The sequence below is a fragment of the Roseovarius mucosus genome, assembly GCF_002080415.1.
Lineage (GTDB): Bacteria > Pseudomonadota > Alphaproteobacteria > Rhodobacterales > Rhodobacteraceae > Roseovarius > Roseovarius mucosus_A.
Genome location: NZ_CP020474.1, coordinates 3,435,359 through 3,460,170, shown reverse-complemented (window position 1 = coordinate 3,460,170; position 24,812 = coordinate 3,435,359). Strand labels below are relative to the sequence as shown.

At 62.1% G+C, this 24,812-nt stretch carries 25 protein-coding genes; 13 read left to right on the top strand and 12 right to left on the bottom strand.

What is annotated here, in order from left to right; translation table 11 throughout:
- Position 1: 1 nt before the first annotated feature.
- Positions 2-694 carry a metal-dependent hydrolase gene (locus ROSMUCSMR3_RS16495; protein ID WP_037297163.1) on the top strand — a complete coding sequence of 231 codons (693 nt, stop codon included), beginning with the start codon at positions 2-4 and terminating at the stop codon, positions 692-694.
- Positions 695-766: 72 nt separating this feature from the next.
- Here ROSMUCSMR3_RS16495 and ROSMUCSMR3_RS16490 read toward each other — a convergent pair whose 3' ends face one another.
- From ROSMUCSMR3_RS16490 to betI, 4 genes are all read right to left on the bottom strand, one after another.
- Entirely contained in the window at positions 767-1,447 is a 681-nt protein-coding gene (locus ROSMUCSMR3_RS16490) for a thermonuclease family protein (RefSeq protein ID WP_081508022.1), read from the bottom strand.
- 63 nt (positions 1,448-1,510) lie between these two features.
- A complete protein-coding gene (betA, locus tag ROSMUCSMR3_RS16485; RefSeq protein ID WP_081508021.1) occupies positions 1,511-3,169 on the bottom strand; it encodes a choline dehydrogenase in 1,659 nt (552 codons plus the stop codon).
- 73 nt (positions 3,170-3,242) lie between these two features.
- Entirely contained in the window at positions 3,243-4,751 is a 1,509-nt protein-coding gene (betC, locus tag ROSMUCSMR3_RS16480) for a choline-sulfatase (protein ID WP_081508020.1), read from the bottom strand.
- On the bottom strand, positions 4,748-5,335 hold the full coding sequence (gene betI / locus ROSMUCSMR3_RS16475) for a transcriptional regulator BetI (protein WP_237183469.1): 588 nt from the start codon (positions 5,333-5,335) through the stop codon (positions 4,748-4,750). Before betI ends, betC begins: the two co-directional genes overlap by 4 nt.
- Before the next feature lie 254 nt (positions 5,336-5,589).
- Between betI and ROSMUCSMR3_RS16470 the strand changes: the two genes are divergently transcribed.
- The 5 genes from ROSMUCSMR3_RS16470 to choV all read left to right on the top strand — a co-directional run bounded on the left by ROSMUCSMR3_RS16470 (position 5,590) and on the right by choV (position 10,681).
- Positions 5,590-7,059, top strand: coding sequence for an ABC transporter substrate-binding protein (locus ROSMUCSMR3_RS16470; protein ID WP_081508019.1), 1,470 nt, complete (start codon positions 5,590-5,592; stop codon positions 7,057-7,059).
- Positions 7,060-7,162: 103 nt separating this feature from the next.
- Positions 7,163-8,092: a choline ABC transporter substrate-binding protein gene (choX, locus tag ROSMUCSMR3_RS16465; RefSeq protein WP_081508018.1), complete on the top strand. Its 930-nt coding sequence runs from the start codon at positions 7,163-7,165 to the stop codon at positions 8,090-8,092.
- A gap of 2 nt (positions 8,093-8,094) precedes the next feature.
- On the top strand, positions 8,095-8,820 hold the full coding sequence (locus ROSMUCSMR3_RS16460) for a hypothetical protein (RefSeq protein ID WP_081508017.1): 726 nt from the start codon (positions 8,095-8,097) through the stop codon (positions 8,818-8,820).
- A complete protein-coding gene (gene choW, locus ROSMUCSMR3_RS16455; RefSeq protein WP_008280043.1) occupies positions 8,820-9,656 on the top strand; it encodes a choline ABC transporter permease subunit in 837 nt (278 codons plus the stop codon). The genes ROSMUCSMR3_RS16460 and choW overlap by 1 nt, the downstream gene beginning before the upstream one ends.
- Positions 9,653-10,681, top strand: coding sequence for a choline ABC transporter ATP-binding protein (gene choV / locus ROSMUCSMR3_RS16450; RefSeq protein ID WP_008280042.1), 1,029 nt, complete (start codon positions 9,653-9,655; stop codon positions 10,679-10,681). The genes choW and choV overlap by 4 nt, the downstream gene beginning before the upstream one ends.
- Before the next feature lie 12 nt (positions 10,682-10,693).
- On the opposite strand, the gene ROSMUCSMR3_RS16445 is transcribed toward choV, so the two are convergent.
- Both ROSMUCSMR3_RS16445 and ROSMUCSMR3_RS16440 read right to left on the bottom strand, forming a co-directional pair.
- On the bottom strand, positions 10,694-11,614 hold the full coding sequence (locus ROSMUCSMR3_RS16445) for a DMT family transporter (RefSeq protein WP_008280041.1): 921 nt from the start codon (positions 11,612-11,614) through the stop codon (positions 10,694-10,696).
- A 95-nt stretch (positions 11,615-11,709) separates the two neighbouring features.
- Positions 11,710-12,303, bottom strand: a complete 594-nt coding sequence (locus ROSMUCSMR3_RS16440) for a LysE/ArgO family amino acid transporter (RefSeq protein WP_081508016.1) — start codon at positions 12,301-12,303, stop codon at positions 11,710-11,712.
- 118 nt (positions 12,304-12,421) lie between these two features.
- On the opposite strand from ROSMUCSMR3_RS16440, the gene ROSMUCSMR3_RS16435 reads away from it, so the two are divergent.
- Positions 12,422-13,336 (top strand): LysR family transcriptional regulator ArgP, encoded by a 915-nt coding sequence (locus ROSMUCSMR3_RS16435; RefSeq protein ID WP_081508015.1) that lies wholly within the window; start codon positions 12,422-12,424, stop codon positions 13,334-13,336.
- Here ROSMUCSMR3_RS16435 and dusA read toward each other — a convergent pair.
- From dusA to ROSMUCSMR3_RS16415, 4 genes are all read right to left on the bottom strand, one after another.
- Positions 13,311-14,324, bottom strand: coding sequence for a tRNA dihydrouridine(20/20a) synthase DusA (dusA, locus tag ROSMUCSMR3_RS16430; protein WP_081508014.1), 1,014 nt, complete (start codon positions 14,322-14,324; stop codon positions 13,311-13,313). The two genes, ROSMUCSMR3_RS16435 and dusA, sit on opposite strands and share 26 nt — an antisense overlap.
- A 210-nt stretch (positions 14,325-14,534) precedes the next feature.
- Positions 14,535-15,452 carry an alpha/beta fold hydrolase gene (locus ROSMUCSMR3_RS16425; RefSeq protein ID WP_081508013.1) on the bottom strand — a complete coding sequence of 306 codons (918 nt, stop codon included), beginning with the start codon at positions 15,450-15,452 and terminating at the stop codon, positions 14,535-14,537.
- A gap of 85 nt (positions 15,453-15,537) precedes the next feature.
- On the bottom strand, positions 15,538-15,936 hold the full coding sequence (locus ROSMUCSMR3_RS16420) for a RidA family protein (protein ID WP_081508012.1): 399 nt from the start codon (positions 15,934-15,936) through the stop codon (positions 15,538-15,540).
- A gap of 84 nt (positions 15,937-16,020) precedes the next feature.
- On the bottom strand, positions 16,021-16,857 hold the full coding sequence (locus ROSMUCSMR3_RS16415) for an alpha/beta fold hydrolase (protein WP_087148909.1): 837 nt from the start codon (positions 16,855-16,857) through the stop codon (positions 16,021-16,023).
- 355 nt (positions 16,858-17,212) lie between these two features.
- Here ROSMUCSMR3_RS16415 and ROSMUCSMR3_RS16410 point away from each other — a divergent pair, with 355 nt between their 5' ends.
- Complete coding sequence (locus ROSMUCSMR3_RS16410; RefSeq protein WP_081508011.1) at positions 17,213-18,133, top strand: LysR family transcriptional regulator; 921 nt, start codon at positions 17,213-17,215, stop codon at positions 18,131-18,133.
- Between the two features lie 85 nt (positions 18,134-18,218).
- Here the strand turns inward: ROSMUCSMR3_RS16410 and ROSMUCSMR3_RS16405 are convergent, their stop codons facing one another.
- On the bottom strand, positions 18,219-19,124 hold the full coding sequence (locus ROSMUCSMR3_RS16405) for a LysR family transcriptional regulator (protein ID WP_081508010.1): 906 nt from the start codon (positions 19,122-19,124) through the stop codon (positions 18,219-18,221).
- A gap of 91 nt (positions 19,125-19,215) precedes the next feature.
- Between ROSMUCSMR3_RS16405 and ROSMUCSMR3_RS16400 the strand changes: the two genes are divergently transcribed.
- The 4 genes from ROSMUCSMR3_RS16400 to ROSMUCSMR3_RS16385 all read left to right on the top strand — a co-directional run bounded on the left by ROSMUCSMR3_RS16400 (position 19,216) and on the right by ROSMUCSMR3_RS16385 (position 22,409).
- Complete coding sequence (locus ROSMUCSMR3_RS16400; RefSeq protein ID WP_198385545.1) at positions 19,216-19,794, top strand: NAD(P)H-dependent oxidoreductase; 579 nt, start codon at positions 19,216-19,218, stop codon at positions 19,792-19,794.
- 3 nt (positions 19,795-19,797) lie between these two features.
- Complete coding sequence (locus ROSMUCSMR3_RS16395) at positions 19,798-20,205, top strand: DUF6220 domain-containing protein (RefSeq protein ID WP_008280031.1); 408 nt, start codon at positions 19,798-19,800, stop codon at positions 20,203-20,205.
- A gap of 216 nt (positions 20,206-20,421) precedes the next feature.
- On the top strand, positions 20,422-21,096 hold the full coding sequence (locus tag ROSMUCSMR3_RS16390; protein WP_081508008.1) for a response regulator transcription factor: 675 nt from the start codon (positions 20,422-20,424) through the stop codon (positions 21,094-21,096).
- A complete protein-coding gene (locus ROSMUCSMR3_RS16385) occupies positions 21,093-22,409 on the top strand; it encodes a sensor histidine kinase (RefSeq protein ID WP_081508007.1) in 1,317 nt (438 codons plus the stop codon). Before ROSMUCSMR3_RS16390 ends, ROSMUCSMR3_RS16385 begins: the two co-directional genes overlap by 4 nt.
- Positions 22,410-22,518: 109 nt before the next feature.
- Here ROSMUCSMR3_RS16385 and ROSMUCSMR3_RS16380 read toward each other — a convergent pair whose 3' ends face one another.
- Positions 22,519-23,400: an NAD(P)H-binding protein gene (locus ROSMUCSMR3_RS16380; RefSeq protein ID WP_081508006.1), complete on the bottom strand. Its 882-nt coding sequence runs from the start codon at positions 23,398-23,400 to the stop codon at positions 22,519-22,521.
- Between the two features lie 99 nt (positions 23,401-23,499).
- On the opposite strand from ROSMUCSMR3_RS16380, the gene ROSMUCSMR3_RS16375 reads away from it, so the two are divergent.
- Positions 23,500-24,453: an AraC family transcriptional regulator gene (locus ROSMUCSMR3_RS16375; protein ID WP_081508652.1), complete on the top strand. Its 954-nt coding sequence runs from the start codon at positions 23,500-23,502 to the stop codon at positions 24,451-24,453.
- Positions 24,454-24,812 lie beyond the last annotated feature (359 nt).

Genomic DNA, 24,812 nt, shown 5'->3' with positions numbered 1-24,812 from the left:
AATGCACATCACATGGCTCGGCCATAGCTCTTTTCGGATCGAGATCGGCGGACAGGTCCTGCTCCTTGACCCTTGGCTCAATGGCAACCCGATGCTGCCCGAGGATCAACACGGCCCCGCCACTGAAGGGGCCACCCATATCCTATTGACCCACGCGCATTTCGATCATGTCGCCGATGTGCTGCCGCTGGCCAAGCGCCTCGGCGTGCCGGTGGTTGGGCAATATGACCTCATGTCTCATTGGGAGGCCAAGGAAAACATCGCCACCGTCGGTTTCAACAAGGGCGGCACGATCGATCTGGGCGGCGTTCAGATAACCATGGTGCATGCCACCCATTCCACCTCGATCGCCACGGATGCCGGGCCGCAGGTTACAGGCAGCGAATGTGGCTATATGATCGCCGGTGAGGGGCATGTGATTTATGTTTCGGGCGATACCGATGTGATGGCCGATATGGGCGTCTTCAACGCGCTGCATGCGCCCGATATCGGCATTCTCTGCGCGGGCGGGCATTTTACCATGGATATGCGCCGCGCCGCCTATGCGGCCAAAACCTTTTTTGAGTTCAAGACGGTGATCCCCTGCCACTACCGGACCTTCCCGATTCTGGAGCAATCCGCCGAAACGCTTATCGCGGCCCTGCCCGGTGTCGATGTGATCGAACCGCAGGTGATGCAACCGATCACGCTGTAAGCGCGGCACCTTTAACCGTTCCAAAAATATTCGGCTGACGCCCCGGGCTTGTCCCGGGGCCTCATCCCCCGCTCAGCGCTTGGCGCGCCGCCAGCCTGCCGCGCGGGCCTCGGCCTCGGAACAGAACCAGCGTTCGCCCTTGGCCTCGGTGATGACGGTCGCGTCATAATCCGCCTGCCCCGGCATGTGATAAATCTGATTGCCAGACCCGCTGCGATTGCCCTTGATCACGCAGCCCGCTTGCGGCGCGGGCGCGTTTGCCTGGGCTTCCGCCGCGCGCTCTTCGCGCACCATGCGGCGATGATCCTCGGGGCGTGCCATCAGCACCTCATGCAGACCGCGCCCGGCGATCACAGCCGCCTTTTCATCCAGATCATAGGCCATCGAATATTTGCGATAGGCCAGCGCCAAGCCATCCGCCACCAGCATCCGGCCCACATCCTGCCCCACCACCTCGCAACGTGCGACGGTGCGATCATAGCGGTCCTTCTCCACCGCCTGACAGCGCGCCTCGCGGTTCTCGATCCGGGCGCGCACCTCTTCGGCCACCCATGTGCCGCAATCCCAGGTCGCGCCATCGGGGTTGGTGCAAATCTGCCCCAGTTCCGGCGCGTCGATCCCGTGCAAGCGCACGCGAACCTCGCCCACATCAAGCGTGTCGCCGTCGATCACTCGGACAAGGCCGCCAAACCCCTCAGCCCCGGCAGAGAGCGGGACCAGACCGAGAACGATGAGTAAACAAATCCTTAACATACCCCCTTATGCCGGAGGCCGCCCCCCGGCTGCAAGACAGAAGGTGAACAAAAGGTTAACGGCTCAGCGCTGGCTTTGCGCCCAGTCGGGATGCATCCAGGGCTCTGCATTCTCGGGCGGCAGCGGGCTGCGGCCCAGCACGGCATCGGCGATCTTTTCGCCCACCATGATCGACGGCGCATTGAGATTGCCATTGGTGATGCGCGGAAACAGGCTCGAATCCGCCACGCGCAGCCCCTCCACCCCGATCACCCGTCCCACTGGGTCCACCACCGCCATCGGATCGCTGGCGCGCCCCATTTTGCAGGTGCCGCAGGGGTGATAGGCGCTCTCGGCATGCTCGCGGATGAAATCATCCAACGCGTCGTCGCTCTCTACCGCCGCACCCGGCTGAATCTCATGGCTCACATAGGGCGCAAAGGCGTCTTGCGCGAAAATCTCGCGCGTCAGGCGGATACATTTGCGGAAATCCTCCCAATCCTGCGCTTCGCTCATATAGTTAAAGCGGATCACCGGATCATCGGCAGGGTCGGCGCTGCGCAGGGTCACAGCGCCGCGCGACGGGCTGCGCATCGGCCCGACATGCGCCTGAAAGCCATGCCCCTCGGCCGCCGCCTTGCCATCGTAGCGCACGGCGATGGGCAGGAAATGATACTGGATATCGGGATAATCCACGCCCGCACCGGATCGGATAAAGCCACAGCTTTCAAACTGGTTGCTGGCCCCCGGCCCGCTTTTGTTCAAAAGCCAGCGCGCGCCCACCCACGCCTTGCCAAAGAGGTTCCAGTATTTGTAAAGGCTGACGGGCTGGCTTGCCGCCATCTGGATATAAAGCTCCAGATGATCCTGAAGGTTCTGGCCCACACCCGCACGATCCGCGACCACCGGAATGCCATGCGCGGCCAGATGCGCGGCAGGGCCAATGCCCGACAGCATCAGGATCTTGGGCGAGTTGATCGAAGACGCGGCAAGGATCACCTCGGCATGCGCGCGCACCACCTCTTTGCGCCCCTTGACCAGCACCTCGACGCCCACCGCGCGCCCCTCTTCGATCACCACGCGGCTGACAAACCCCCGGATAATATCGCAATTGTCGCGTTTCAGCGCCGGTTTGAGATAGGCATTGGCCGCCGACCAGCGCTGCCCTTTGTGGACGGTCATCTCAAAGGGGCCGAACCCCTCTTGCTGGTGGCCGTTGTAGTCATGCGTCTCGGGATAGCCCGCTTGCTTGCCCGCCTCGACAAAGGCGCGCACCAGCGGATTATCGCGCCGCCCCCGGCTGACATGCAGCGGGCCATCCGTGCCGCGCCACCCCGCATCGCCGCCATGCCCGCCGTCGTGCCAGTTCTCCATCCGCTTGAAATAGGGCAGCACATCGGCATAGCCCCAGCCATCGCAGCCTTGATCGCGCCAGTGGTCGTAATCACGCGCATGGCCGCGCACATAGACCATGCCATTGATGCTGCTGGAGCCACCAATCACCTTGCCACGCGGACAGACCAGACGACGATTGCCCAAATGCGGCTCGGGCTCGCTCAGATAGCCCCAGTCATAGCGCTTCATGTTCATCGGGTAACTCAGCGCGCCGGGCATCTGGATAAAGGGGCCAGCATCCGTGCCGCCATGCTCGATCACCAGCACGGATTTCCCGGCCTCGGCCAGACGATAGGCCATGGCACAGCCCGCGCTGCCTGCGCCCACGATGACATAATCGGCTTGCATCAGTCTCTCTTTCCTTGCGCGCAATCTCCGCCGAAACCGGCAGAAATCGAGTATTTACAGAAGGATGAACGCATCACTCGCCCCGCGGAAAGCGTTTGCTTTCCTCCAGCACGTTGAGGTCCATGTGATTGCGCATGTACCGCTCGGACGCCTTTTGCAGGGGCTGGTAATCCCAAGGGTAATAGCCGCCCTTGCGCAGCGCCTCGTAGACCACCCAGCGCCGCGCCTGACTTTCGCGCACGGCGGCGTCAAAGGCCGCCAAATCCCAGCGGGCCTCGGCCTTGGCCTGCAACTGTGCCAATGTCCCGGAATGGGCCGGATCATCGGCCAGATTGGTCAACTCATGCGGATCTGCCTCCAGATCGAATAGCTGATCGGGATCAAGCGCGCAGCGGTTATATTTCCACTTGCCATAGCGCAGCGACACCAGCGGCGCTTGTGACGCCTCGGCGGCATATTCCATCGCAACAGGGGCCTCGCGCCTGCCGCCCTGCCCAAGATAGACCAGCGATTGCCCTTCGGTCCAAGGGGCCACCTCAGACATATCCGCCCCCGCCAGTTCGCAAAGCGTCGGGCAAACGTCGATATTGCTGACCGGATCGGTGATCAGCCCCGGTGCCATGCCGGGCGCGGAAATCATCAGCGGCACGCGGGCAGAACCCTCGTAGAAACACATCTTGAACCACAGCCCACGCTCGCCCAGCATATCGCCATGATCCGACACAAAGAGGATGATCGCCTCTTGCCGTGTGCTCTCTAGCGCCTCGAGAATCTCGCCAATCTTGTCGTCGAGATACGAGATATTGGCGAAATAGGCCCGGCGCGAGCGGCGGATATCCTCTTGCGAGATGTCGAAGTTGCGCCAGTCGTTGGCGTCGAAAATCCGCCGCGCATGGGCATCGTGATCGGCATAGTCCATCGCGGGCACGTCGGGCAGCAGATGGTCGCAGTCTTCGTAGAGGTCCCAGTATTTCTTGCGCGCCACATAGGGATCATGCGGATGGGTGAAACTGACCGTCAAACACCAAGGCCGCGCATCCAGCCCCCGCGCCAGATCATAAACCTTGGCGCGCGCGTTATGCGCCACCTCGTCATCATATTCCATCTGGTTCGAGATTTCCGCGACACCCGCGCCCGTCACCGACCCCATATTGTGATACCACCAGTCGATCCGCTCGCCCGGCTTGCGATAATCCGGGGTCCAGCCGAAATCGGCGGGGTAGATATCGGTCGTCAGCCGTTCCTCGAACCCGTGCAACTGATCGGGGCCCACGAAATGCATCTTGCCGCTGAGGCAGGTCTGATAGCCCGCCCGGCGCAGGTGATGCGCAAAGGTGGGAATATCGGCGGCAAATTCGGCGGCATTGTCATAAACGCGGGACCGCGACGGCAAAAGACCCGACATGAAGCTGGCCCGTCCCGGCGCGCACAGGGGCGAGGCAGTATAGGCATTGGCAAACCGCGTCGACCGCGCCGCCAGCGCCTTGAGATTGGGGGCGTGCAGCCACGGGGCGGGACCATCGGGAAAGAGGGTGCCGTTGAGCTGATCAACCATGAAAATCAAGATATTGGGCGCGGTCATTCTTTGTCCTTCTGGGGTAGGCTGGTGTCGAGGTAATGCAGCAGCACATCAATCGCGAGGCCGGGTTGCATCGGCCCTTCGCGCAGCGCCTGACGGATATAAAGCCCGTCAATCATCGCCGCGAGGCCGCGCGTGAGCGTGCGCGCCTCATCGGGGGCCAAGGCGCGAAAGGCGTGATGCAGGTTCGACCGCAACCGCCGCTGATAGATATGCAGCAACCGCCGCGCCTCCTCCGAGCGCTGCGCCTGCACATAGAAATTAAGCCAGGCCGAGACCATTTCGCCGCGAAACTGCGCGGGGGTGAAACTGGCGCGGATGATGGCCTCGATCCGCTCCCGCGGGCTTTTGGCCATGATCAGCGCACCGCGCACCTCGGCCCCGTAAAGCGTCAGGATATGGCGCATCGCGGCCACGAACATCTGTTCCTTGGACCCGAAATAATGATGCGCCAGCGCGCTCGACATGCCAGCGCGCCGGGCGATCTGCGCCACGGTCACATCAAGGCTGCCATGCGCGCCGATCTCAGAAATCGTGGCCTCTACCAGCGCCGTGCGCCGGATCGGCTCCATCCCGATTTTCGGCATGCCCCCCCTCCAAAGACCTGTTGCCAGACTGGCCTAATCGTGTTTAATTGACGCGTCAATCAATAAAAAACACGAGGGACTGCATCACAACACTGCCCCCCTGCCAAAATGACGTTGTATTTCATCACAGCGTCATATTAGCCTTGGCAGGTATAAACCGACCGCCACGCGGCAGGGGGCCGCGCGATCTCGCGAGGTCACTCCAGAGAACAAAAGGCCGGTTCGGAAAAGCAAACCAAAGGGAGAAGACCAACATGACCATCCTTAATTCCGGCCGCATCAACCGACGCGGTTTCATGGCCACCACGGCCGGGGCAGCCCTTATTGCGGGCCTGCCTCTGCGGGCCAAGGCCGCGCCGTCGCGCGGCGGGCATCTGCGCGCGGCCATCGGCCATGGCCAGACCACCGACACCCTCGATCCGGGCACCTGGTCCAACAGCTTTACCACCTCGCTCGGCTTTGCCATTCATGGCCGCCTGACCGAAGTGGCCGCCGATGGCTCGCTCATCCCCGAAGTCGCCGAAAGCTGGGAAGCCTCGGCAGATGCGTCGGTATGGCGCTTCAAGCTGCGCTCGGGCGTGGCCTTCCATTCCGGCAAAAGCCTGACAGCGGCGGATGTGGTCAATTCGATCAATTTCCACCGCGGCGAAAATTCGACCTCGGCCGCAGGCCCGCTGGTGGCCCCGGTCACCGATATCACGACCGAAGGCGATGACATCGTTGTCTTCACCTTGGATGGCGGCGATGGCTGCGGCAGCTATGTGCTCAAGGATTTCAATCCCGGCGTGTCCTATGCGCTCGAACGCAATCCGAACCACTGGCGCAGCGATGTGGCATGGTTCGATACCGCCGAAGTGCTGGCCATTGTTGACCAGAACGCGCGCACCACGGCGCTTGTCTCGGGCGATGTGGATGTGGTCGACCGGCTCGACCTCAAAACCGTGGGTCTTCTGGCGCGCAACCCCAACATCCAGATCAATTCGGTCGCAGGCACGCAGCATTTCACCTTTGCCATGGACACCCGGGCAGAGCCCTACAACAACCCCGACGTGCGCCTTGCCCTGAAATACGGCATCAACCGTCAGGAACTCGTGGACAAGATCTTGTTCGGCTATGGCTCGATCGGCAATGACCACCCCATCGGTCGCGGGCAGCGCTTTTTCAACACCGAGCTTGAGCAAAAGAGCTTTGATCCCGACAAGGCCAAATTCCACCTCAAGCAGGCGGGTCTTGACAGCCTTGAGGTCAAACTGTCGGCGGCGGACGCAGCCTTTGGTGGCGCGGTCGATGCGGCGGTCCTCTATCAGAGTTCGGCAGCACAGGCGGGCATCACCCTGACCCCGGTGCGCGAGGCGAACGACGGCTACTGGTCGGATGTCTGGATGAAAAAGCCCTTCTCCGCCGTTTACTGGTCGGGTCGCCCGGTCGAAGATCAGATGTTCGCCACCGCCTATAAATGCGGCGCGGCGTGGAACGATACCTTCTGGTGCAACGACCGCTTTGACGAGCTGATGCTCAAGGCCCGCTCGGAGCTGGACGAGGACAAGCGTCGCGAAATGTATTTCGAGATGCAGGCGATCTGTAGCGACGATGGCGGTCAGATCGTGCCGATGTTTGCCAATTACGTCTTTGGCAATTCCAACAAGATTGCGCATTCCGACACGCTCGGGGCGAATTGGGATGTGGACGGCATGCGCTTTATCGAGCGCTGGTGGATGGCCTGATCCATCCCGCCTGACCTAACTGCAAGGCCCGGGGTAGCCTATCCTCGGGCCTTTGCCAAACCGGGCCCTGCCCCGGAATAATCAACCATGGGAGAAATATCACATGAGCTTCAAGACAACCTTGACCGCTATCGCCCTTGCCACCGCCGCCACCGGACCGGCCATGGCCAATTGTGACAGCGTGACCTTCGCCGATGTCGGCTGGACCGACATCACTGCCACCACCGCCGCCACCTCTCTTGTGCTCGAGGCGCTGGGCTATGAGACAGAAGCCAAGGTGCTCTCGGTGCCCGTGACCTATACGTCGCTCGCCAAGGGCGATATCGACGTGTTTCTGGGCAACTGGATGCCCACCATGGAGGCAGATATTGCCCCCTACCGCGAGGCTGGCACCGTTGACACGGTTCGTGCCAACCTCGTCGGTGCAAAATACACGCTGGCCACCAATGCCGCCGGGGCCGCGCTTGGCATCAACTCGTTTGAAACGATTGCACAGCATGCCGATGCGATTGAGTCCACGATTTATGGCATCGAGCCCGGCAATGACGGAAACCGTCTGATCCTCGATATGATCGAGGCGGACGCCTTTGGCCTCAAGGGGTTCGAGGTCAAGGAAAGCTCGGAACAGGGGATGCTGGCGCAGGTCAGCCGCGCGGATCGCCGCGAAGAGCCCATCGTGTTCCTCGGCTGGGAACCGCATCCGATGAACGCCAATCACGACCTGACCTATCTGACCGGCGGCGATGACTGGTTCGGCCCTGATCTGGGCGGGGCCACGATTTATACCAATACCCGCGCAGGCTATGTCGCGGAATGCCCCAATGTGGGCAAGCTGCTGGAAAACCTCGAATTCTCGCTGGCCATGGAGAACGAGATCATGGGCGCGATCCTGAATGACGGGGCCAAACCCGAAGACGCGGCAAGCAGCTGGCTCAAGGCCAATCCGGATGCCATCGGCCCCTGGCTTGACGGTGTGACCACCAAAGACGGCGGCGATGCCATGGCCGCCGTAAAAGCGGCGCTCGGCCTCTGAGCATGGCGCTCAGGGATGACATCCTCGCCCTGATCAAGGACCAGCCCGGGATCACAGACGCGGAAATCAAGCGTAGGATCCCGGGGACAGGATTGCGCCATCAACAGGTTAATGCACGCTGCCGCTTGCTTGCCGAAGAAGGCCTTATTCGTAGGATCAAGCCATCAAGGGGAGCAATCGGCAATTATCCCGAGGCGTCGTTGGAAAAGCCTGAGGGCAGCCCCCGACCGCGGGTGGGGGAGAAGCCCCCGCCCGGGGGGGCGGTCGGGGGCTGCCCGGCGGAGCCGCCGGGCGCAACTATCCAAGCTGTCGCGCCTACATGCATCAACATCGAATTTTTTTGGCAAAGCGTGGGCGAAATTCAGTTTCTAGATGAGTCTCTGCACTTTCCGCACCTGCCTGCACGCGCTGGACTCTACCGCATAAGATTGCCGGTGAGCCGATCCGTCTATGTCGGCGAAACGGTTAATCTGCGACGACGAATGCAGAATTACCGCAGGCCCGGGGCAACTCAGACGACGTCGGTTTGGGTCAACGATCATTTGCGAAACCGGCTCCGCGACGGCGAGCTTGTGTTACTCGAGACCTGCACCGATGCCATGACGACCACCGGCACCATCCGGCAGGGTGCCGATCTCAAATCCAAGATTGTTCGCGTCATGATCGAACATGCGGCTATCCTGTATGAAAAACAAGCAAACTGGGTTCCACTGAACAAGGCGAACTGATGGACTGGCTGAGCGATCACAAAATCCCGGTGGGGAAATGGGCCGAAGGCTTTTTCCTCTGGCTTCAGGACAATGCGGCGGGCTTTTTCGACATGCTGTCGGTGCTTATGGAGGGGCTGATCGACGCCTTTCTCTGGGTGCTGCAAACCCCGCATCCCATGGTCATCATCGGCGTCTTTGTCGCCCTGACATGGGTCTTGCAGCGCAGTTGGAAAACCTGCCTGTTCGTGCTCTTGGGCTTTCTCTTCATCCTCAACCAAGGCTATTGGGAAGAAACCACCGAAAGCCTGACGCTCGTCATCTCGTCCTGCGTGTTCTGCATGGCGCTTGGCGTGCCCCTTGGCATCGCCGCCGCGCACCGCCCCCGGCTCTATGACGGGATGCGCCCTGTGCTCGACCTCATGCAGACGCTGCCGCCCTTTGTCTATCTCATTCCTGCGATTGTGTTTTTCGGCATCGGCATGGTGCCGGGGCTGATCGCCACGGTGATCTTTGTCGTCCCCGCCCCCATTCGCCTGACGCATCTGGGCATTTCCAACACGCCCCAGCCGCTGCTAGAGGCGGCACAGGCCTTTGGCGCCACCAATCGCCAGACGCTCTGGAAGGTGGAACTCCCCTACGCCCTGCCGCAGATCATGGCGGGGCTTAACCAGACCATCATGCTGTCGCTGTCCATGGTGGTGATCGGCGCGCTGGTGGGCGCGGATGGCCTCGGCGTGCCGGTGCTGCGCGCGATCAATACCGTCAACATCGCGCTTGGCTTTGAATCCGGGCTGATGATCGTTGTCGTGGCCATCGTCCTTGACCGCATGCTGCGGATGGAGGGGCGCAAGTGACCGATACAATCGTCAATTTCAACAAGGTCTCTATCGTCTTTGGCGATGCGCCCGAAACCGCCCTGCCCTTGATGGATCAGGGCATGACCCGGCCAGAGATCCAGCAGAAAACCAGTCAGGTTCTCGGCGTGCATGATTGCGACCTCGCGGTTGCGCCGGGCGAAATCCTCGTGCTGATGGGCCTCTCGGGATCGGGCAAATCCACCCTCCTGCGCGCCGTCAACGGCCTCAACCCGGTGGTGCGCGGCACGGTCGAAATCCACGACGGCAGCGGCATGGTCGATGTCACCAACGCCACCCCCGCCACCCTGCGCCGATTGCGCCAGCATCATATCGCCATGGTGTTCCAGCAATTCGGCCTCCTACCCTGGCGCTCTGTGCGCGAGAACGTGGGCCTCGGCCTTGAACTTGCAGGCATGCCCAAGCCCGAGCGCGCCGCCCGCGTCGACCGGCAACTGGCCCTCGTCAACCTCTCAGACTGGGCCGAGCGCCGGGTGGGCGAGCTGTCGGGCGGCATGCAACAGCGCGTGGGCTTGGCCCGCGCCTTTGCCACCGATGCCCCGATCCTTCTGATGGACGAGCCGTTTTCGGCCCTCGATCCGCTGATCCGCAACCACCTGCAAGACGAACTCATCGACCTGCAAAAAACCCTTGGCCGCACCATCATCTTTGTCAGCCATGATCTGGATGAGGCGTTCAAACTGGGCGACCGTATCGCCATCATGGAGGGCGGGCGCATCGTGCAATGCGGCACGCCGCAGGATATCTTTACCAATCCCGCCACCGACTATGTGGCCGAATTCGTGGCCCATATGAACCCTCTGGGCGTACTCTGTGCCCGCGATGTGATGGAACCGGCCAGCGGCACGCCCGACACCTGCGTTGGCCCCAACGCCAGCATTCAGGACGTGATGGAAAGCGCCCAAGGCCATGACCGCCCCGTTGGCGTGATCGAGAATGGCCAGCTCTTGGGTCAGATCACCCGCAACCGCATCTTGGCCAAGCTGCTTGATCCGCGCGCCTAGGCGGGTGCCCCCTCAGACCTTGGTCGCCGAAACCGTCGGTGTGATCCGCCGCTTCAGCACCGCCTCGCGCCAGCTGATAAAGCTGACCGCGCCCACAATCACCATGCCGCCCAGAACCACGAACACATCCACCCCCTCGCCAAACACCAGTGCCCCCAAAAGCACCGCCCAGACGAGTTGCAGAAAGGTCACCGGCTGCGTCACCGCCAGAGGGGCGGCTCGAAACGCCAGCGTCATGGTGTAATGCCCCGCCGTGGCCAAGGTGGCCACCGCAAAGAGGATCGCCAACTCCCATGGCGTTGGCGTGACCCAGACCGCCGCCGCCAAAGGGGCCAGACCAAGCGTGACCGTGATCGACAGCATCGCCACCACCACGCCGGGGCTGCTGCGCCCCGACACCACCTTGGCAATCAGATAGGACGCGCCAAAGAAGATGGCGGCAAAGATCATCGCCAGATGCCCCGGCCCCACTTCGCGAAATCCGGGCCGCAGGATGATCAACGCACCGATCAGCGCAACACCCACCGCCAGCACCCGCCGCAACGCCAAACGCTCGCCCAAGAACAGCCCCGCCCCAAGGGTGACATAGATGGGGGCCAGATAATTCATCGCGGTCACATCGGCGATGGGAATCCGCGCCATGGCATAGAACCACAGCGCCACGCCCACCGTATGCACGACCCCGCGCGCGGCAAAAAATCCCCAGGTCCCACGCGCCAACCGCAGCCGCCAAAGCGATCCCAGCATCGGAAGAAGAAACACCAGCCCCATGGCATAGCGCAAAAAGGCCGCCTGTGGTGCTGGCACGCGCGTGCCCAGCACCTTGACCAGCGCGGTCACCCCCACAAAGAGGATGCCGGTCACCACCATCCAAAAGATGCCCCAGCCCGGCCGTGCCGTGCTTTCTGCTCTGCTTGCCTCTTGCGCGCTCATGCTTGCATTAATTCATGCCTCTGGCCGCCTGTCGAGACTGGCTTGGCGTTTATCCATGCGCGTAGCGCAACACACCCTGCCGCCTCACGCATGGCTTAGCCTCGCAACAGGCCAAATGCGATGGCCCACATCACACAGCCCACCCCGGCATCCAGCACCCGCCAACTGGCGGGCCGCCGAAAGAGCGGCGCAAGAAGGCGCGCGCCATAGCCCAGTGAAAAGAAGAAAACAAAACTCGCACAGACCGCGCCCAGACCAAAGGCAAACCGGTTCTCATATTGCGTCGATATGGACCCCAGCAAAACCACCGTATCCAGATACACATGCGGATTAAGCCATGTCAGCGCCAGACAGGTCAGGACAGCGCGTCGCAAACTGCCTGCCCCCTCGCCCGCCTCCAGCGCCGCCGCGCCGCGCCACGCGGCCAGAAAACTGCGCGCGCCATACGCCAGCAAAAACGCAGCACCGCCAAAGCGCATGATCCGCTCCAGCCCCGGCACCGCCTCGGCCAGAACACCAAAGCCGGTCACACCCGCCGTCACCAGAATGGCATCGGAAATGGCGCAGACCAGAACCACCGCCAGCACATGCGCGCGCCGCAACCCCTGCCGCAGCACAAAGGCATTCTGCGCCCCAATGGCCATGATCAAACTTAACCCAAGCGCAAATCCCGCCAATCCCGCCTGCATCCGCCTACCCTTTCCCCGGTCTTCAAATACGCAAATCCGCGTCTGTCGCAGGGGCTTGCCTAGCGGTGCGGCGGGCATTACTCAAATTCAATATGCTAATTTAAGATAAGAGTATCTAATGCCCTTGCCGCCTGATCATCTCGTCACGCTCTCGGCCATTCTGCAAACCGGCAGTTTCGAGGGCGCAGCACAGGCCCTCGGCCTCACACAATCGGCCATCTCTCAGCGGCTCAAGTCGCTGGAAACCCGCGTCGGCGCGCAGCTTGTCCATCGCACCACACCCTGCACTGCCACGCCGGCCGGCCAACGCCTTGCCGCCCATGCCGATCAGATTGCCCTGCTCGAGGCGCGCCTTCGCGAGGACCTCACAGGTCTTGCCCCCGCACCGCAAACCCGGCTGCGGTTGGCCGTCAATGCCGACAGCCTCGCCACATGGCTGCCGCAGGCTTTAGCCAGCCTGCCCGATCACCTCTTTGATCTGGTGATCGACGATCAGGATGTCTCGCATGACCGGCTCTTGCGCGGCGAGGTTCTGGGCGCGCTCACCACCCGTGCCAGCCCCCTGCCCGGCTGCGATGTCATCGCACTCGGGCTGCTGCGCTATCAGGCCGTCGCCAGCCCCGATTTCATTGCCCGCCATTTCGCGGACGGGATCACGCCGGGCCGTCTTGGTGTAGCGCCCATGTTGCAATTCAACAGCCACGATCAGTTGCAACATCGCTGGATCACACAGGCAACCGGCGTCACGCTCAGCCCCCCCTGTCACCGGCTTCCCTCGTCCGAGGGGTTCGTCACCGCAGCCCGTCTTGGCATGGGCTGGGGCATGGCCCCCGAGGCGCTCTTGAGCGACGACCTGGCGCGCGGCACACTCCACCTTCTGCGCGCCGATTGCCCGCTCGACACGCCGCTCTATTGGCAATGGAGCCGGTTGCTCGGCACGGCACTCGCGCCTGTGACCCGCGCTTTGCGTCGTGGCGCGCGGCTTAGCCTGCGCATGCCGCAGGACCTTACAAAATCAGGGGAGACTCTGTAAGGTCTGTAACCTCGGCCAAGGCCCGCTCGACCATTTCCGGCCCCGCGCCGGGCCGCGAAGCACCTTCTGACAAGTGCCGCCGCCACGCCCGCGCGCCCGGTTTTCCCGCGAACAGCCCCAACATATGCCGGGTGATCTGGTTCAACCGCCCACCGCTTGCGAGATGCGCCTCGATATAGGGGAGCATGGCGTGCACGGCACCCTCTGGTGTGGTGTCTGGACCAGAGGCGCCAAAAATCCGCCGATCCGCCGCACACAGAATATCCGCAGGCTGCTGATAGGCGGCCCGCCCCACCATAACACCGTCAAGCCCCTGGTCAAGCAGGCTAACCGCTTGATCCAGCGATGTAATTCCCCCGTTGATCGAGATGTGCAGATTGGGAAAAAGCATCTTCATCCGTTGCACCAGATCGTAATCCAAGGGTGGAATATCGCGGTTTTCCTTGGGGCTCAGACCGTCGAGCCACGCTTTGCGCGCATGGATTTGAACCCGCTGCACACCCGCCGCAACGATATGTGCCAGAAACTCCGGCAACACCTCCTCTGGGTTTTGATCATCCACCCCGATCCGACATTTCACTGTGACTTCAACAGGTTGCGCCTCGCGCATGGCCACGCAACAGGCGGCCACAAGGGCCGGTTCCGTCATCAGGATCGCCCCGAACCGCCCCGATTGCACCCGATCCGACGGGCACCCACAATTGAGGTTGATCTCCGCATAGCCCGCCTGCGCCCCCATCCGCGCCGCCTGCGCCAACTCCGCCGGGTCCGATCCCCCCAGTTGCAAAGCAACCGGATATTCCTCGGGACTATGCTCCAACAAATGCACCGCCCCCCCCCGCACCAAAGCAGGCGCGGTGACCATTTCAGTATACAGCAATGTCTGCCGACTGAGCAGCCGGTGCAGGTAACGGCAATGCCGATCCGTCCAGTCCATCATAGGGGCACAAGATAGACGCGCTGCCGCGGCGGCTGCGTTTCTAGGCATTCATAGGTCTCCTCGGGCCCGCCATCTTTTACGACTCACCAGCAGTGTACACCATACGCACACGACGGATGACCTGCCACCCTGCCCCGAACGAAGACAGGCGAACGGCGGTAAGTGCGCGGGGTCTGAAGTGGGCAAAGGTCGTTGTCCGCCTGGTGGGTGTGTCCGATCCTCCAGAAAGCAGGCCCAGATGGCTTTTCACTCCGCTATTCAGTTTCCGGACATTGAGAGCGCATCGGTGTCTTGATTTCCTACCGACAGAACGCGACCGAGGAACTCACGTATCAGCGCTGCGATTTCGGCAGCGTGCGTCTCCAACGCAAAATGTCCCGCATCCAGCAGATGCACCTCGGCGTCCGGCAGATCACGCCTGTAGGCTCTTGCGCCCGCAGGAATGAAAGCCGGATCATGGCGCCCCCAAGTGGCCAGCAATGGTGGACGGTGCTGACGGAAATACGTGTGGAAATCCGGATAGAGCGCCACGTTGGTGCGGTAATCGCGGATCAGGTCGAGCTGGATTTCCTCTGCGTCGGGCCGCGCCATGTAAGCGATGTCGAGTTCGTATCCATCGGGCGCAAGACGCTCGGGATCGGCTCCGGTGCCGTATTGCCAGTTCCTGATCGTGTCGGGGGATAGCGAAGGGCGGCAGGCTTCGCGGTTGGTGTCACTCCCGTCACGCCAATAGGCCTCCCACGGTCCCCACTGGTCGCTGAACCCGTCGGTGTAGGCATTGCCGTTCTGGCTGATGATCGCAGAGACCCGTTCCGGGTGACGCATCGCGAGGCGTAAACCTACCGGCGCGCCATAATCGAAGATGTAGAGCGCGTATCGATCGAGCGACAGGGCTTCCGTGAACCCGCCGATCACATCGGCGAGCCGGTCGAAGGTGTAGGTGAACGTCCCGCGCGGCGGTGCCTTGGTCTGCCCGAAGCCAGGCAGATCGGGGGCAATGAGCCGATAGCGATCCGCCAGAAGCGGCATCAGGTCGCGAAACATGTGGCTGGCCGTCGGGAACCCGTGCAGAAGCAGGATCACCGGGGCATCGGCTGGGCCTGCCTCGCGATAGAACACGTCGACATCGCCGATCTGTCGGGATCTGTAGCGGATTTGCGCAGGGGTGGTTGTCATATTGGGTTTCCTTTCTTGGTTTTGACCGGGTTTGTCCCTAGGGTAAGTGCCTCGTCTCGGGCACTTCATGGCCGATCAGCCGGCGTCAGGCTTGGCCGGGAATGCGAGCGATGACCTTGATCTCGAAATCGAAACCGGCGAGCCAATTCACCCCGACCGCCGTCCAGGTCGGGTGGGGAGCCGCCGGGAAGTAGCGGTTCTTCACCGGCATGATCGCATCGAACTGCGTGTCAGGGTCGGTGTGGAATGTGGTCACGTCGATGATGTCGTCGAAGCTTGCCCCCGCCGCCGTCAGCACGGCGTCGAGGTTTCGGAACGCAAGGTTAACCTGCTTCGCGAAGTTGGGCTCGGGCGAGCCGTCAGGAAGGCTGCCGACCTGCCCGGAGACGAACAAGTGATCGCCGGAGCGAACGGCAGCGGAATAGCCGTGTGCCTCGTAAAGCGCGTGTCGGTTTTCGGGGAAGATGGCGTTTCGGTTGGACATGGATCATTTCCTTTGAGGGCGAAGATGTTTGCCGGTTGCAAAAAGGGGGTGAAGGCGCGGCGTCGACGCCGCGCCGCCAGTCGCCTAGCCCGTGATGAAAGCCAGCAGGTCGGCGTTCAGCACGTCGGCGTTGACCGTCAGCATGCCGTGCGAGAACCCCGGATAGGTCTTGAGCGTGCCATTGGGCAGCAGTTTGACCGCCTTTTCAGCCGAGGCCGCAATCGGAACCACCTGATCATCCTCGCCATGCAGGACGAGCGTCGGCACGGTCATCGCCTTCAGGTCCTCTGTCTGATCGGTCTCCGAGAAGGCCTTGATGCCGTCGTAATGCGCCTTGGCGCTGCCCATCATGCCCTGCCGCCACCAGTTCTGAATGACGCCCTCGTGGACCGTCGCACCCTCGCGGTTGAACCCGTAAAACGGACCGGCGGGCACGTCGCGGAAGAATTGCGCGCGATTTCCGGCGAGGGCCGCGCGGAAACCGTCGAAAACCTCCATCGGCGTGCCCTCAGGATTGGTCTCGGTCTGCAGCATCAGCGGCGGGATGGCGGCAACGAGAACGGCCTTGGCCACTCGGCCAGCCGGTCCACCGTGTCGCGCCACGTAGCGCGCGACCTCGCCGCCGCCGGTGGAATGGCCGATGTGCACTGCGTTGCGCAGGTCCAGCGCCTCGGCCACGGCAAAGGCGTCTGCGGCGTAGTGGTCGATGTCGTGGCCGCTGTCGACCTGCTCCGAACGGCCATGTCCGCGCCGGTCATGTGCCACCACCCGGTAGCCCTTAGAGAGAAAGAACAGCATCTGCGCGTCCCAGTCGTCGGAGCTGAGCGGCCAACCGTGATGAAAGACGATCGGCTGGGCGTCGCGCGGGCCCCAATCCTTGTAGAAAATCTGCACGTGATCGTCGGTGGTAATGTAGCCCATGGAAAGGTCTCCTGATGGCAGGTCGAGAGGTGTGGGTTCGGCGGCATGAGCGGCGCCCAGTTGAAGGCCGGCGCTCGCGGTGAGTGCGGAGCCCGCGAACAGGGCGTCACGACGATTGAGCGTCAGGCGCGGTTGACGAGTGGAAGGCATGGTTGAGCTCCTTTCGTTACCCGAAGGGCGACCGGACCAAGTGCGGGATGTCGCGAATTGGCTTTGGTCAGGCGACCTCGGTTTGGGTGATTTCCGTTTTCGCGGCTCATTGCGTGGCGAGTGACGGGAATATCTTCGTTGTGGGCCGTCTGCGTTAGTCGCGATCGGCTTGCATTTCTTTCAACGAATCGTTGAAACTGGGAGTATGGAAACTCTTTCGAATCTTGAAGCGTTTGTACGAAGCGCAGAGTGCGGCAGCTTTTCCGGGGCTGCCCGCATACTTGCCCTGACGCCAGCCGCGGTCAGCCGCAGCGTCGCCATGCTGGAGCGTAATCTGGGCGTCCGGCTGTTCCACCGTTCGACGCGCGGACTGAGGCTCACCGAGGCGGGCGAAAGCTTTCTCGCCTCGGTGGGAGAACCGCTCGACAGGCTTCAAGGCGCCATTTCAGCGGTCACCGCGCAGGGACCGACGCCCGCTGGTACGCTCAAGCTCAGCATGCCACCCTCGTTCGGGCTGGCGCATGTGTTGCCGCTCCTGCCCGGCTTTCTTGCGCAATATCCTCTGATCCGGGCCGAATGGCATTTCGAGAACCGCGTCGTCGATCTGGTCACGGAAGGGTACGACGCCGCCATCGGCGGCGCGATTGAACGCGCGCCGGGGACGGTCGCCCGCAGGCTCGCGCCGCTCCACGTCGTCGCTGTCGCCTCGCCAGCCTATATGGCGGGCCGAAGCGGTCCGACCGATCCGGCCGGGCTTGCCGAATTCGACGGAATTGCGATGCGTGTCCTGCGAACTGGTCGTATCCGGCACTTGATCATGCGCAACAGAGCCGGACAAGAGATGGAGGCAGCGCTTAACGAAACTGTCGTCGTGAACGAACCAAGCGCGATCCGCGAGGCAGCAAAACTAGGGCTTGGCATCGCCCTCCTCGCAGTGGCCGAGGTCTTGTCGGACCTCGAGGACGGTCGCCTGATCCGCCTTCTCCCGGACTGGTACGCGGACGACGGCGGGATTTCGGTGTACTACGCCTCGCGGAGCTTTCTTCCGGCCAAGACACGCGCCTTCATCGACTGGATTGATGCAGCGTTCAAGGAACAGCGTCTTCCCGAGCGATTCAACGGTTAACCGCTCCGGCACTCGTCCGCTCGCGTCCGGAGATGACCTCGACCCATGAACGGTTGGCGCGCCATGGCGGGCGCGTGGCTGAAAATCATACGCCTGTTTCTCGAAACACGGCGCGAATGACCTCTACAACATGTTGGACGGCAGTGTCGCGGTTCTGCCGGGCGTGCCAGGCAATGTGCAAAGGAAAACCATCGACCGAAACCGGCGGTTGGTGAAACACGAGATCGAATTCGACCTTCGTTGCCACGCTCTGCCGGGGAAGCATGGCGATCAGATTGGTCTGTGCCAGCACCCTCGGCACAAGCTGGAAGGAGGGAACGGTAAGACCGACGCGGCGTCGCCGCCCGGAGGCCGCCAATTGCGCGTCAAGCGGAGTCCGGAGATCGCCCTGACCAGATACGACGACATGCGGCCAGGCCAGCCAGGCATCTATGGTGAACCCGGCAGCGGCAGGATGATCGCGTCGCATGGCAACCACGTAGTCGACGTCGATCAACTTTCGAATCTCGATGTTCTCGATCTCGCGATCCAGGACAGCGATGGCGATGTCGGTCGCCCCGTCCAGAATTTCGCGCGTCACGGCCTCTTGGCCCTGCCAAGGCTTGAACACGATGGTGACGCCCGGCGCAGTCCTTGAGATATCCTCGATCAAGGGGCACGCCAGCAGGGTGGCAGGATCGTCGGCTGCAGTGATGCGGACCACGCGTTCGATCCGGTCCAATGGCACCTCTCCGCGATCGATCAGAGCATCCACCTCCGACAGGATGGACCGCAACGGCGCGCGCAGTGTCTGTGCCAAGACCGTGCGGGTCATGCCGCCGCGCCCACGCTCGAGCAAGGGATCACCGAACAGGTCCCGGCATCTTTGCAGGGCGCTCGAGACGGCAGGTTGCGACATGTTCAGGCGATGCGCGGCACGGCTGACATGCGCCTCGTCAAGCAGCGCATCAAGGACGACAAGAAGGTTCAGGTCGATGCCACGTAAATTCATAAAACAAATAATAAGTTATCTTTTATATCCATTGGAAGAATTTTTTACGCTGAACCATCTTCGGATCATTCCCAAGCCGAAGGAGGCTCCCATGACCCAGACTCTCATCCTGCTTTTTCACCCCGACCTCGGGAGATCGAAGGCCAATGCAGCCCTGCAAGCCGCCGCCCGCAATGTCTCAGGTGCGCAAGTGGTGGACATGTCGGCGCGTTATCCGAGCGGCGTTATCGACATGCATGCCGACGGCGAAGCCGAAGCGCGCGCGCTTCTGGAAGCCGACCGGATCGTTCTACAGTTTCCGATCCAGTGGTATTCGACGCCCCCTCTTCTGAAGGCCTGGCAGGATGCCGTGCTGACGCGTATGTACTACATCCATGCCGCGACAGAGGGTGACAGGCTGGCCGGCACGCCGCTGATGATCGCCGCAACGGCGGGCAATGCGCCTGCGGCCTACGGTCGCGACGGTGCGAACCACTTCACGATGGATGAACTCATGGCGCCGCTCAAGGCGACAGCGCTGCGCTGCGGCCTGCCGTGGCATTCTCCGCATCTGGTGTTCCGGGCCGACAAGCTGAAGTCTGCGGAACTGGCAGCCGCCCAGGAAAGCTATGTCTGCGCCCTGAAGGACTTTATCGCGACACCGACCATCCTCGATCAGAGGGCGGCCTGAACCATGACAAAAACGACCCACGACACCCTCGCCGAGCTTCGTCTCGGCACGCCTGCTCCGTTCATTGCCGCAGCATTCAGCCTGCCCGCACTTCTCGCCGTTCAGTTCCTTCTGGCCGGGCAGGCGCTCTTTGCCGGGCTGCCTTGGGACCTGCACGGCGCATTTGGCGGCGTCATTGCGATCCCGGTCTTTACGCTCCTCTGGTGCTCCCTCATCGTGCGGCGTCTGAGAGGGTTCGGATGGTGGGCCGGTGTGATCGGCCTCCTCTACGCGCTCCAACTCGCGCTGGCATCGTTCGGCTCTGGGGCTCTTGCGCTTCACCCTTTCAACGCGGCGCTCTTGCTGACGGCCTCACTTATCGTCCTGTTCAAGGTCGAGCGGCGTCGTTCCGCACGAGCCATAAGAGACTGACCCATGCACAACTTCTGACGAAAGATCCCACGCACGTCCGGCACGAGCAGCCCTCATGAGCCGATCCGGAACCGCCCATCGGAGGAAATCCGCATGTTTTCGAGCTTTTACAGTTGTTGCTTGCCGTTCGGACCCGGGCTGACCTAAGTCGCATCCGAAAAGGCCGGGCAAGAGGGCCCCAGCCAAGAAGAAACCCAAGCATTTTGAGGTGGCGACATGAGGATCCTTTTGGTCGAAGACGAGCCTCGGCTTGCTGAATCGTTGCGAAAGGTCCTCGAACGTGAGCGGTTCATCGTGGATCACGCGAACGGAGTGGAATCCGCACGGGAAGCCAGCAAGCTTGGAACGTTCGATCTGGTCCTGCTCGACAGGTCTTTGCCCGATGGCGAAGGCCTGTCGTTGCTGCCCTCTTTGCGGGCTGACAACCCTGGGATCCACGTCATCGTGCTCAGCGCACGCAACGGCGTGAATGACCGTGTCGCGGGCCTTGACGGCGGCGCGGACGATTACCTCACCAAACCCTTTTCCATCGACGAGATGCTCGCCCGCATCCGGGCGGTCTTTCGCCGTCCTGCGAAACTGGCCCGCGCGACAATCCGTGCCGGATCGCTCGTTTTTGACCTCGCCTACGAGGAAGTGGAGGTGGACGGCGCTAGGATCGACCTGCCGCGGCGCGAATTGCGGGTCCTTGCGGCGCTGATCAAGCGTCGCGGGCGCACCGTGCAGCGGGAGGCACTGGAGAACGCGGTTTTCGGCTTCGACGACGAAATCCAGTCCAACACGCTCGACTCTCATATCTCCCGTCTGCGCCGGAGATTGACCGCGGCTGGCGCGAGGATCGAGATCCACGCCATTCGCGGGGTCGGCTACCTGTTGCGCGAAGCCCCATGACGCGGTCGCCGTCGCTCAAACGACCACTGATCGTCTATCCGCTGGTCTTCCACTTCCTCACGCTTCTTGTCTCCTTCGCCATCCTCATCGCAATCGCGCTCCGCGTCGACAGCGGCGGGCCCTACACCGATGAACAGATCATCCCGATCATCGCGCAAGCGGTGGAGCGCGATGCCGCAGGCGGCCTGACCGTCGTGATGACGCCGGATCTGGCCGACCTGCGGGGCAAGGCGCCAGACCTTTGGTTCGTGGCCGAGGACGACGGGGGGGCGAGCGTGGTCTTCGGTAGGGTGCCCGAACATTACGCGTCTCTGCTGGGCCGCCTGAGCGACCTGTCTTATGCGCAGATGCGTGACCGTGTCGCGCCCCACGATCTGGCAGCGGTGATCCGGAGGGAGAATACGGACATAGGCACCCTGACCATCCTTGGACATGGTCCGCTGTCGGAACTGGGTTTTATGGTGGTGTTTGCGACCAACACGATCATCCTGCCGATCTTCATCTTGCTGACGCTGACCTCGCTGGTCGTGACACCCTGGATTGTCAGACGATCGCTCGCAGGCGTGTCGCGTATCGCGCGGGAGGCAGAGGGGATCAACGCGGACAGCCGAGGGCGCCGTCTGAGCGAAGCCTATGTCCCGCAAGAGATCGCGCCGCTTGTGCGGGCGGTGAACGACGCCCTGCGCCGCCTTGACGACGGATACGAACGCCAGCAGCGGTTCATCGCGTCGGCCTCGCACGAACTGCGCACGCCCATCGCCATTCTGGCGAGCAAGGTCGATGCGGCCGACAGCACGGCCGTCCGGGCCTTGGCGCTGGACGTGCAACGGCTCGCGACCATGACCGAACAACTTCTCGACCTGCACCGCCTTGAGAACAACCGCCAAGACGAGGCAATCGACCCTGCGGAGGTTGGCCGACGCCTTGTCGGAGATATGGCACCTCTCGTCATCGCCAACGGAGGTTCCATCTCGCTTGATGTTCTGGGCAACGAACCCTGCATCGGCGACGCGGCAGCGCTGGAGCGCGTGCTGATGAACCTTGTTCAGAACGCCATCGATCACGGCGGGACCAATGTTGTCGTCCGCGTTCTTGGGACGGCCTTCGAGGTCGAGGATGACGGCCCGGGAATACCGCCCACCGAGCGTGAGCGCGTCTTCGAGCCCTTTCACCGCCTTCGACCACGCACCACCGGGAGTGGCCTCGGCCTTAACCTCGTACGGGAGGTCATGGATCAACATGGCGGCCGCGTGGAGATCCGAGATGCGCCCGGTGGCGGCACAGTCTTTCGCATTGATCTGGGCACCGTTTAAGGCATGGACGGGTGCGACCGTCCATGCCACGACCGACCGCTTTCGAATGTCGGGGAAGGGCCGCTTTTGACAGAGAGCGGCAATACAAGAAAACGCCTCTCGCTGCGCATCATTGCGCCTGAATGGAAGGCAGAAGCTCTGTCTCGCACCAGGTCCGGAACGTCGTCGGCGTCGCGGAGCGATCCTTGGGGCACGCCGCGTTGTCAATCCCCTCGTTCTTGGCGGTCATCATCTCGACATAGCCTTGCGCCATGCCCTCTGACGCACCCATGCCGCGCATCATGCCGCCGAAATCCTTCACTGACATCTCGTGAAATGCGATCTCGCGGCCGAGCACGTCGGACAGGACCCTCGCCATCTCTTCAAAGCTCAGGTCTTCTGGTCCGCAAAGCGCAACCTCCGCGGCGCTGTCCCAGTCTTGTCCGATCAGCAAACGAGAGGCGATCGCGGCGACATCGGCCTTCGCGACATGCGGAAGTTTCAGATCGCCGGGCGTTGGCTGGTAAAATGCGCCCTGCTCGCGGATCAGACCAATTTGACGCGCGATATTGTCCATGAGTGAGGCACAGGCAAGCGAGCGATAGGCTAGGCCGGTGGCCGCGATCATATCGTCCATGGCAATACTTGCGGCGGCGAGGCCTGCGGGCTTGGGCCATCCGCGCCCGAGGGCCGAGACGCCAACGATATGGCTCACTGACGATCCGGGCAGCGCGGTGCAAAACGCGCGTGAGAAGTCGACATAGGCGTCTTCGGGGGTCTTCGCACGGACTGATCCCGGCGGCAGCCAGAACACCGCCGAGACTCCCTCGAGCGCCCGTGCAATCGCGCCACCGTCGGCGTGAGAGCCTTCGACGATATCGACCCGGCCTCGCGTGTCCGCGTCGAGCTTTGACGCATCGCGCAAGATAACACGGACCTTTTCCCCTGCACCCAGAACGTTCGACAAAACGCGGGCACCGATATCACCAGTGGGGGTAGTGATCAGGATCATGGTATTTCCTTTTTCATTTGACACTTGACCATCTACGCAAACCGCTCGGACTTTCTATGCTTGCAAATCCGCTTTTTTATAGCCATCGTCCGGATCGTCATGGATACATTGTCCGGAATTGTCGCTCTGCTTCAGCCTCACGATTGCGTCGCGGCCGGATTTGACGCGGCGGACGATTGGTCCATCCAGTTCGAGCGCCATGTCGGGTTGAAGTGTAACTCTGTCATCAAGGGTGGATGCTGGATCACCGTGGACGGTGGTAAGCCGGTGTGGCTGGATGCCGGGGATTGCGTGATCCTGCCACATGGATTGCCGTTCATTATGTCAGCGCGTTCCGTCAGCCATGGAACCGATGCCCATGAAATTTATGCGCCCGTCGCACATGGTGGCACGGCCAGCTATGGCGGCGGTGGAGAGTTTTTCATGGCCGGAAGCCGTTTCCTGCTCTCGGGGCCAGCCGCCGAGATGCTTCTTCCGTCCCTGCCCCCTATTCTGGTCGTCAAAGGGGGCGAAAGGGGAGAGGTGCTGGCGTGGGCGCTCAACCGCATCGCGCGCGAGTTGCAAGAGCCGGAACCGGGCAGCGCATTGACCATCGCACATTTGTCCCACCTCATTCTTGTGCAGGCGCTTCGTGTGTTCCTCGCTCAGGACCATAGCGGCGTTACCGGTTGGCTTGCCGCACTTTCAGACCTCAACATTTCGCGTGCGGTTGCTGCCATCCATGCCGAGCCTTCGCGATCCTGGACGGTGGCTGGTCTGGCCGCCGAGGCCGGGCTTTCTCGAACAATATTCGCCGAACGCTTCCGGCAGATCACAGGGCGAACGCCGCTCGGATACCTGACCCAGTGGCGCATGTTGCTGGCCATGGACCGGCTCTTGGCGTCAGACGCAGCTTTGGCGAGGATCGCATCAGACGTCGGCTACAGTTCGGAAAGTGCCTTCGCGGCAGCGTTCAAACGTGAGACGGGTCATTCCCCAAGGCGCTACGCACGCGAGGCGCGCAACGGGACATCCCGTTCGGCACTGCGCCGTTATCGCACATCAAACGATTGACATGACTAAGGGAATTGCACGCTCGCCCGCAGAACGCATCCATGCTCACGGTTCGATAGCCGACGGTGTTGTGATATTGTCGGGTGGAATGTGGGGCTGGTGCCAAAACTCATGGGTCTGGTCACCGATGAAATGGACGTTTCTTGTCTAACCGCAAAGAAGAAGCGCCAGTGGGGCGTCCAGCAACCGAAGCAGCGGGGCGCATTTTCCCGGGAATTTTCCGGCCTTGAGGTGTCTTCATCCAAGTTAGCGGCCGGACCTTGGCGCAAGGAGCGCTAGACTGTTCTGTCAGCCTGAGGGATTATCCGCGGTCTCGCAGCTCCGCAGGTGCCGGCAGGTCCCTCCGGTTCCGGCGCCGC

Bases quoted from the DNA above. Each gene is read 5' to 3' on its own strand.
- ROSMUCSMR3_RS16495 (WP_037297163.1), top strand. From the start codon at position 2: ATGCACATCACATGGCTCGGCCATAGCTCTTTTCGGATCGAGATCGGC.
- ROSMUCSMR3_RS16490 (WP_081508022.1), bottom strand. From the start codon at position 1,447: ATGTTAAGGATTTGTTTACTCATCGTTCTCGGTCTGGTCCCGCTCTCT.
- betA (WP_081508021.1), bottom strand. From the start codon at position 3,169: ATGCAAGCCGATTATGTCATCGTGGGCGCAGGCAGCGCGGGCTGTGCC.
- betC (WP_081508020.1), bottom strand. From the start codon at position 4,751: ATGACCGCGCCCAATATCTTGATTTTCATGGTTGATCAGCTCAACGGC.
- betI (WP_237183469.1), bottom strand. From the start codon at position 5,335: ATGCCGAAAATCGGGATGGAGCCGATCCGGCGCACGGCGCTGGTAGAG.
- ROSMUCSMR3_RS16470 (WP_081508019.1), top strand. From the start codon at position 5,590: ATGACCATCCTTAATTCCGGCCGCATCAACCGACGCGGTTTCATGGCC.
- choX (WP_081508018.1), top strand. From the start codon at position 7,163: ATGAGCTTCAAGACAACCTTGACCGCTATCGCCCTTGCCACCGCCGCC.
- ROSMUCSMR3_RS16460 (WP_081508017.1), top strand. From the start codon at position 8,095: ATGGCGCTCAGGGATGACATCCTCGCCCTGATCAAGGACCAGCCCGGG.
- choW (WP_008280043.1), top strand. From the start codon at position 8,820: ATGGACTGGCTGAGCGATCACAAAATCCCGGTGGGGAAATGGGCCGAA.
- ROSMUCSMR3_RS16445 (WP_008280041.1), bottom strand. From the start codon at position 11,614: ATGAGCGCGCAAGAGGCAAGCAGAGCAGAAAGCACGGCACGGCCGGGC.
- ROSMUCSMR3_RS16440 (WP_081508016.1), bottom strand. From the start codon at position 12,303: ATGCAGGCGGGATTGGCGGGATTTGCGCTTGGGTTAAGTTTGATCATG.
- ROSMUCSMR3_RS16435 (WP_081508015.1), top strand. From the start codon at position 12,422: ATGCCCTTGCCGCCTGATCATCTCGTCACGCTCTCGGCCATTCTGCAA.
- dusA (WP_081508014.1), bottom strand. From the start codon at position 14,324: ATGCCTAGAAACGCAGCCGCCGCGGCAGCGCGTCTATCTTGTGCCCCT.
- ROSMUCSMR3_RS16425 (WP_081508013.1), bottom strand. From the start codon at position 15,452: ATGACAACCACCCCTGCGCAAATCCGCTACAGATCCCGACAGATCGGC.
- ROSMUCSMR3_RS16420 (WP_081508012.1), bottom strand. From the start codon at position 15,936: ATGTCCAACCGAAACGCCATCTTCCCCGAAAACCGACACGCGCTTTAC.
- ROSMUCSMR3_RS16415 (WP_087148909.1), bottom strand. From the start codon at position 16,857: ATGGGCTACATTACCACCGACGATCACGTGCAGATTTTCTACAAGGAT.
- ROSMUCSMR3_RS16410 (WP_081508011.1), top strand. From the start codon at position 17,213: ATGGAAACTCTTTCGAATCTTGAAGCGTTTGTACGAAGCGCAGAGTGC.
- ROSMUCSMR3_RS16405 (WP_081508010.1), bottom strand. From the start codon at position 19,124: ATGAATTTACGTGGCATCGACCTGAACCTTCTTGTCGTCCTTGATGCG.
- ROSMUCSMR3_RS16400 (WP_198385545.1), top strand. From the start codon at position 19,216: ATGACCCAGACTCTCATCCTGCTTTTTCACCCCGACCTCGGGAGATCG.
- ROSMUCSMR3_RS16395 (WP_008280031.1), top strand. From the start codon at position 19,798: ATGACAAAAACGACCCACGACACCCTCGCCGAGCTTCGTCTCGGCACG.
- ROSMUCSMR3_RS16390 (WP_081508008.1), top strand. From the start codon at position 20,422: ATGAGGATCCTTTTGGTCGAAGACGAGCCTCGGCTTGCTGAATCGTTG.
- ROSMUCSMR3_RS16385 (WP_081508007.1), top strand. From the start codon at position 21,093: ATGACGCGGTCGCCGTCGCTCAAACGACCACTGATCGTCTATCCGCTG.
- ROSMUCSMR3_RS16380 (WP_081508006.1), bottom strand. From the start codon at position 23,400: ATGATCCTGATCACTACCCCCACTGGTGATATCGGTGCCCGCGTTTTG.
- ROSMUCSMR3_RS16375 (WP_081508652.1), top strand. From the start codon at position 23,500: ATGGATACATTGTCCGGAATTGTCGCTCTGCTTCAGCCTCACGATTGC.